The organism is Stenotrophomonas sp. 05L44_2, assembly GCF_056665995.1.
In genome coordinates this window covers 1-2,460 of sequence record NZ_JBFTNR010000630.1, presented here as the reverse complement: position 1 = coordinate 2,460, position 2,460 = coordinate 1, and the positions used below count along the sequence as shown (strand labels likewise).

At 65.9% G+C, this 2,460-nt stretch carries 3 protein-coding genes; all 3 read right to left on the bottom strand.

Features of this window, described 5'->3' with window-relative positions; genetic code table 11:
- Positions 1-212 (bottom strand): ribosome hibernation-promoting factor, HPF/YfiA family (gene hpf, locus AC1VAN_RS18455; protein ID WP_480986404.1); only part of this gene is annotated, 212 nt, incomplete at its 3' end.
- Between the two features lie 58 nt (positions 213-270).
- Entirely contained in the window at positions 271-1,710 is a 1,440-nt protein-coding gene (locus AC1VAN_RS18450; protein WP_442251278.1) for an RNA polymerase factor sigma-54, read from the bottom strand.
- A gap of 40 nt (positions 1,711-1,750) precedes the next feature.
- Positions 1,751-2,460, bottom strand: a 710-nt coding sequence (lptB, locus tag AC1VAN_RS18445) for an LPS export ABC transporter ATP-binding protein (protein ID WP_480986403.1), incomplete at its 5' end; no start/stop codon positions are given.

Sequence of the window (2,460 nt, the reverse complement as noted above, 5' to 3'; positions counted from 1 at the left end):
TACATGGTCTGCGCATTGGCTTCAGCGTGCAGGGTCTGACCCGGAATATTGAGGCTGGCATCGACGTGGTGTTCAGTCTTCTGCAGCTTGAGCGTCACCCGCGCTTCGCAGTGCTGGTCGAAGTGTTTGCCGATCCGGGCCAGCTTCTCCTCTACATAGGACTGCAGGGCCGGGGTGACTTCGACATCTTTGCCAAACGTTTCGATGCGCATCGGGTTTCTCCTTTGATCGGATGTGCCAATGAACCTCTCCGCCGGGCGCGGCGGCGCGTCAAACGATTCTGACTCTTTCGTGCGAGGCGGAGATGTTCATGGCCTCACGATACTTCGCCACGGTGCGGCGCGCTACTGGGATTCCCGACGATTTGAGCAGGTCAGCCAGCTTGGCGTCAGAAAGCGGCTTGCGTGGGTTCTCGTCATCGATCAGGCGCCGGATCATGGCCTGGATGGCGGTGCTGGACGCTTCGCCGCCGCCTTCGGTGTCGATGCCCGAAGCGAAGAAGGCGCGCAGCGGCAGGGTGCCGCGTGGCGTACGCACATGTTTGCGGGCGATCGCGCGCGATACGGTGGATTCGTGCAGGCCCAGTTCGCCGGCGATCTCGCGCAGGGTCAACGGGCGCAGTGCCTGTTCGCCGAATTCAAGGAAGCCGGCCTGCTGCTGGATCAGGCTTCGCACTACCCGCAACAGCGTCTCGCCTCGCGCCTGCAGGCCCTTCAGCAGCCAGCGCGCCTCCTGCAGTTGGCCGCGCAGATAACCGGCATCGGCGTCACCGCAGCGGCGGATCATCTGCTCGTAACCGCGGTGGATCACCAGCTTGGGGCCGGCATGGGCGGCCAGCGCGGCGCGCCAGATGCCGTTCTGCCGCCATACGACGACGTCGGGCACCACGTAGGTGTCCTGGGCGAGCGGGGCGATCTGGGTGCCGGGGCGCGGGTCCAGCGAGCGCAGCAGGGCCACGGCGGTCTCGACCTCGGCCAGCGGCTGCTTCAACTGCTGGGCCAGGCCGGTCACGCCCGAGCGCGGCAGTTGTTCCAGTGGGCCGGCAGCAACCTGCCGGGCCAGGGCCAGGCACGGGGTGTCGGCAGGAAGCACGTCCAGCTGCAGTTGCAGGCATTCGCCGAGGCTGCGTGCGGCCACGCCTACGGGGTCGAAGCGCTGGATCTGGTGCAGCACGGTCAGGATTTCGTCTTCACCGGCGTGGATTGCCGGCAACAGCGCTTCGGCGATGGCCGAGAGCGGCTCGCGCAGATAGCCGTCGTCTTCCAATGAATCGATCAGCGCGGCGCCGATGCTGCGGTCGCGCTTGGACAGGTGGGTCAGGTGCAGCTGCCACAGCAGGTGGTCGGCCAGGGTTTCGGTTTCGGCAACGCGTTCGGCGGCACTGCCGTTGTCGTCGTCGTCATCGAAACTACCGCCGCTGCCGCCACTGCTCCAGTCCAGCTCGGCAGGCGCCCAGTCGTCGCCGCTGCTTTCAGCGTTGTCGGGTGGGGCGTCATTGTCGCCGCCCGCGTCCTCGCTGCTGCCGTCCTTGTCGACACCGGCGCCTTCGTCGCTGCTGTCCGACCAGTCCAGCAGCGGATTGCTCTCCACCGCCTGGGCGATTTCCAGCTCCAGCTCGGTCGTGGACATCTGCAGCAGCTTGATCGCCTGCTGCAGCTGGGGCGTAAGCACCAGCTGCTGTCCCAACGATGTCTGCAGCCGAGTCTTCATGCCTGTGCCGAACGGAAGGGAGAGGGCCCGGCGGCCGCGGTTACAGCTTGAAGGAATCCCCAAGGTAGACGCGACGCACGTCGGCATTGTCCAGGATCGCCTCGGGCGAGCCCTGGGCCAGTACGGTGCCCTCTGCGAGGATATACGCGCGGTCGCAGATTCCCAAGGTCTCGCGCACGTTGTGGTCGGTGATCAGCACACCGATGCCGCGTTGCTTGAGATGGGTGACGATGCGCTGGATTTCACCGACCGAGATCGGGTCGACACCGGCGAAGGGTTCGTCGAGCAGGATCAGCCGCGGTTTGGCGGCCAGTGCACGGGCGATCTCGCAGCGACGGCGCTCACCACCGGACAGGCTGGCGCCGAGCTGTTCGGAAACATGCCCAAGCTGCAGTTCGTCGAGCAGGCTGTTCAGTTCGCGCTCGCGGCCCGCCGAATCCAGGTCCTCGCGCAGTTCCAGCACCAGGCGCAGGTTGTCGGCCACGGTCAGCTTGCGGAACACCGASGSTTCCTGCGGCAGGTAGCCCACGCCCTGCTTGGCGCGGGTGTACATCGGATCGCCGGTGATGTCCTTGCCGTCCAGCACGATGCTGCCGGCATCGGCACCGACCAGGCCGACGATCATGTAGAAGCAGGTGGTCTTGCCGGCACCGTTGGGACCGAGCAGGCCAACCACTTCACCGGCGTCCAGGGTCAGCCCGAAGTCCTTGACGACTTCGCGCTGCTTGTAGCGTTTGCGCAGGCCAGTTG